Source organism: Pseudomonas sp. FW305-96 (genome assembly GCF_058783825.1).
In genome coordinates this window covers 1-4,270 of sequence record NZ_JBYSYW010000067.1, presented here as the reverse complement: position 1 = coordinate 4,270, position 4,270 = coordinate 1, and the positions used below count along the sequence as shown (strand labels likewise).

General features: G+C 63.9%; 5 protein-coding genes. 4 read left to right on the top strand and 1 reads right to left on the bottom strand.

The window, feature by feature from the left end; translation table 11 throughout:
• From AC3WL2_RS25755 to AC3WL2_RS25740, 4 genes are all read left to right on the top strand, one after another.
• Positions 1-238, top strand: a 238-nt coding sequence (locus AC3WL2_RS25755) for a hypothetical protein (RefSeq protein WP_102719686.1), incomplete at its 5' end; no start/stop codon positions are given.
• On the top strand, positions 235-474 hold the full coding sequence (locus AC3WL2_RS25750; RefSeq protein WP_046856549.1) for a DUF3077 domain-containing protein: 240 nt from the start codon (positions 235-237) through the stop codon (positions 472-474). The genes AC3WL2_RS25755 and AC3WL2_RS25750, both read left to right, overlap by 4 nt.
• Positions 475-622: 148 nt before the next feature.
• A complete protein-coding gene (locus tag AC3WL2_RS25745; protein WP_102685484.1) occupies positions 623-3,070 on the top strand; it encodes an acyl-CoA dehydrogenase in 2,448 nt (815 codons plus the stop codon).
• 172 nt (positions 3,071-3,242) lie between these two features.
• Positions 3,243-3,653, top strand: a complete 411-nt coding sequence (locus AC3WL2_RS25740; protein ID WP_023630023.1) for a PA2817 family protein — start codon at positions 3,243-3,245, stop codon at positions 3,651-3,653.
• Between the two features lie 68 nt (positions 3,654-3,721).
• On the opposite strand, the gene AC3WL2_RS25735 is transcribed toward AC3WL2_RS25740, so the two are convergent.
• Complete coding sequence (locus tag AC3WL2_RS25735; RefSeq protein WP_102685483.1) at positions 3,722-3,946, bottom strand: hypothetical protein; 225 nt, start codon at positions 3,944-3,946, stop codon at positions 3,722-3,724.
• Positions 3,947-4,270 lie beyond the last annotated feature (324 nt).

Genomic DNA, 4,270 nt, shown 5'->3' with positions numbered 1-4,270 from the left:
GAAAAAGATCGTCCCAGACCCACCGCGTCTAGCCCCCTTCATCGCTATCCGCCCCACCCTCACCCGCGAAGAAGCCATGTCCGCCGCCGTCGAAGTGGCCACCGCCATTTCCGACGTCCTCGACATCTACTTCAAGACCGAGCCCGGCGAAACCCAGGACCGCCTGTTCACCGCCAGCGACTACCTCGGCCAGCTCGCCTGCGCCCTGCTCGAACACAAGCCACAGGTGCAGCCATGAGCCGCGGCCATACCGCAGGCCGCACCACCTGCCTGGACCTGTTCAAGATCGAGCCTGGCGTTACCTTCGAGGATGCCTTCAGCGAGCTGTCGGTGCTGCTCGGCTGCATTCGCCACCTGACCTGCGAGGCGGAAATGGAGGGCGACCTGCTGGCCGGCAGCTCGGCGCGCATCCTCAGCGCCATGGCCAAGGCGCTGATCGATGACATGGAGCTGGGGTTGAACAGAAGCAAATGATCCCCGGGGCTGCTTTGCGGCCCCGGGATCCATCAACACCACCGAACTCCCGCTACAGAACCCGGTCAGTCTTCTAAGCAGGCCATCCACCCCGGCGCGTCTAAGCTCTGTGGGTTGGCCTAACGCCCGCTTCCAAGGAGGAAGAATCATGTTGCTGTTGTGGTTGCTGGTCCTGGTGCTTGGCGCCGCGTATCTCCTGCACCGGCGCCTGGCGCCCCTGCAGATCCTCGCGGCCATCGCCGCCTATACCCTGCTGATGGGCATCTTCAGCACCGCGCCAGGCTGGCTGCTGGCGCTGATCTGGGTGGTGATCGCCGCCAAGGCGGCCTTCTTCGCCCTGCCGGAGCTGCGCCGTAAACTGTTCACCGCGCCGATGTTCAGCTGGTTCCAGCGCACCCTGCCGCCGATGTCGCCCACCGAACGCGAAGCCATCGATGCCGGCACCGTGTGGTGGGACGGCCACCTGTTCAGCGGCCGCCCCGACTGGGACACCCTGCTTGACTACCCCGCGCCCAAGCTCAGCGAGGAAGAACAGGCCTTCATTGACGGTCCCACCGAGCAACTGTGCGCGATGGTCAGCGACTGGCAGATCGGCCAGGACCTCGACCTGCCGCCGCAGGCCTGGGATTTCATCAAGCAGCACGGCTTCTTCGCCCTGATCATCCCCAAGGAATACGGTGGCAAGGGCTTCTCGGCCTACGCCCACTCGCAGGTAGCGATGAAACTGGCCACCCGCAGCGGCGACCTGGCCTCCACGGTGATGGTGCCCAACTCCCTGGGCCCGGCCGAGCTGCTGCTGCACTACGGCACCGAGGCGCAACGCAACCACTACCTGCCGCGCCTGGCCCGCGGCGACGACATCCCCTGCTTCGCCCTCACAGGCCCCCTGGCCGGCTCCGACGCCGGCGCCATGCCCGATACCGGCGTCATCTGTAAAGGCCAGTGGCAAGGCGAGGAAGTCATCGGCCTGCGCCTGAACTGGGAGAAGCGCTACATCACCCTCGGCCCGGTAGCCACCCTGCTGGGCCTGGCCTTCAAGGCCTACGACCCCGAGCACCTGCTGGGTGAGCAGGCCGAGCTGGGCATCAGCCTGGCGTTGATCCCCACCGACCTGCCGGGCGTGGAGATCGGCCAACGCCACCTGCCCCTGGGCGCGGCGTTCATGAACGGGCCCAACAGCGGCAAGGACGTATTCGTGCCGCTGGACTGCCTGATCGGTGGCCAGGAAATGCTCGGCAAGGGCTGGATGATGTTGATGAACTGCCTGTCGGTGGGCCGCTCCATCTCCCTGCCCGCAGTCGGCACCGGCGCGGCCAAGTACACCAGCCTGGTCACCGGCCAGTACGCCCGGGTGCGCGAACAGTTCAACGTGCCGCTGGCCGCCTTCGAGGGCATCCAGGAGTCCCTGGCGCGCATCGGCGGCAACGCCTGGCTGATGGACAGCGCCCGCCTGCTCACCGCCCAGGCCGTGGACCTGGGCGAAAAACCCTCGGTGTTGTCGGCGATCCTCAAGTACCACCTCACCGAGCGCGGCCGCGAATGCATCCAGCACGCCATGGACGTGCACGGCGGCAAGGGCATCATCATGGGCCCGAACAACTACCTGGGCCGCAACTGGCAAGGCGCGCCGATCTTCATCACCGTCGAGGGCGCCAACATTCTCTCGCGCAACCTGATGATCTTTGGCCAGGGCGCCATCCGCTGCCACCCGTTCGTGCTCAGGGAAATGGCCCTGGCGGGGCGCGAGGACCATGACCAGGCGCTCAAAGAATTCGACGACCTGCTGATGCAGCACATCCTGTTCGCCGCCGGCAACGCCGCCAGCACCCTGGTGCTGGGTTTGGGCCTCGGGCATTTCGAGAAGGTCCCGGGCGACGCCCTGAGCCAGGGCTACTTCCGCGCCCTCAACCGCCAGGCGGCGGCCTTCGCTTTGCTGGCCGACCTGTCGATGATGCTGCTGGGCGGTGCGCTCAAGCGCCGCGAACGCCTGAGCGCCCGGCTGGGCGATGTGCTCAGCTACCTGTACCTGTCCAGCGCCGCGCTCAAGCGCTACCACGACCTGGGCTCGCCCGAGCACCTGCGCCCGTTGTTGCGCTGGGCGCTGGAGGAAAACCTGGGCCAGGCGGAAAAGGCGCTCGCCGCGCTGCTCGACAACTTCCCCAACCGCTTCATCGGCTGCGCCCTGCGCGTGCTGGTGTTCCCATTTGGCCGCAGGCATACCGGACCAAGCGATGAGCTGGATGCCGAGGTGGCGGCGCTGATCGGCCGGGGCAAAGGCGACCCGGCGCTGGAAGCAGTGCTGGAGGGCTGCTTCAGGCCTCAGGCCGAAGGCGACCCGGTGGCCGCGCTACAGACGGCCTGTGACCTGCTGGACGATGTGGCCCCGCTGCACAAGGCGCTGCATCAGGCGGTCAAGGAAGGCAAGGTGCAGGCGGCAGCCGGGCAATCGGTGATCGACGCCGCCATCGAAGCGGGTGTGCTGCAGGCGGAGGAAGGCCAGCGCCTGCATCAAGCCGAGCAGGCACGCCGGGTAGTTATCGATGTGGATGCGTTCGACAAGGAAGTGCTATTGCCCGAGGCAGGCAAAGTGCGCTGAGCATTCGCCGACCGCTTCGCGGGGCAAGCCCGCTCCCACAAGGCGTTTAACGTGTGCCTTACGTGGGAGCGGGCTTGCCCCGCGATAGCGCCAGCACAGGCAGTTGCGCTGCCAGCCCGGGCAAAACCGGCGTATACTCCGCCCCCCGTTTCAACCACCGAGGAGCGCCGCCATGGCCAACCCCCACCTGGAATACCACCTGCAACTGCTCCACCACCTGCGCACCATCCTGGCCGCGCTGGGTGAAGCCGAACAGGTTCCGGAGGAAAGCCACGCCCTGTTCCTCGAGCGCTTCGACGAACTGCTCACCCTGCTGCCGCAGGACCCGCTGCAAAGCCAGTACCTGGGCCAGGACCTGATCTGCCAGGTGATCCAGCGCTATCCGCAGATCGCCCACCTGGTGCCGCGTGATTTGTTGTGGTTCTTTGGTGGCGATTGCCTGCACTTCATGCCGGATGAAGAGCTGGAGCTTTACCAGACGCTAGAAGAGCGCCGGTACGAAGCAGAGCAGAGCGGTGAAGCGTTTGATTGGCATCAAGAAAAGCAACTGCTAGCCAAACCTGCTCAGGGTGATATTCACTGATCTGGTATAGATGCATCCCGGCCTGATCTGGGCCGGGAACCCCAATCGCCATAGCAGGGCAAGTGAACTCACTCTGACAAATCACGATCTAGCAAGTCAGGGGAAATACTAGCCTTGTCCCCAAAAAAATGATGCGCCGAAGAAAATAAGAACTCGGCTTCCAGTCGAAGTCGCTCTACCTGCGAAGGGGGGTGCTGCCCTTTACTTTCTTCATAACGCCTCCACGCATCGACCGCCCGTTTACATATCTCCAGCTGGACTTCCAAATCCGTCTTTCCGATCGTCACGGTCATTGCTCCTTCCTTGTTCAAGGGAGAATGGAATGGAATCAGGTGCGCCCAACATTCTCCCCTGACAGAGCAAACTGATGGAGCGAGTACGAACGAACATCGGGCTCGTAACGAGTAGCACCATGCCGTTGTACGCCTCCAGACGACATTAGCCAACTAGTAAAATTGATAGGTATGCCGAGCCAGCTCGCCCCAAAAACCAACCATACGAGCAAAAAAAAACGCCACTTCAAATGAAGTGGCGTTTTCAATTTGGAGCGGGAAACGAGACTCGAACTCGCGACCCCGACCTTGGCAAGGTCGTGCTCTACCAACTGAGCTATTCCC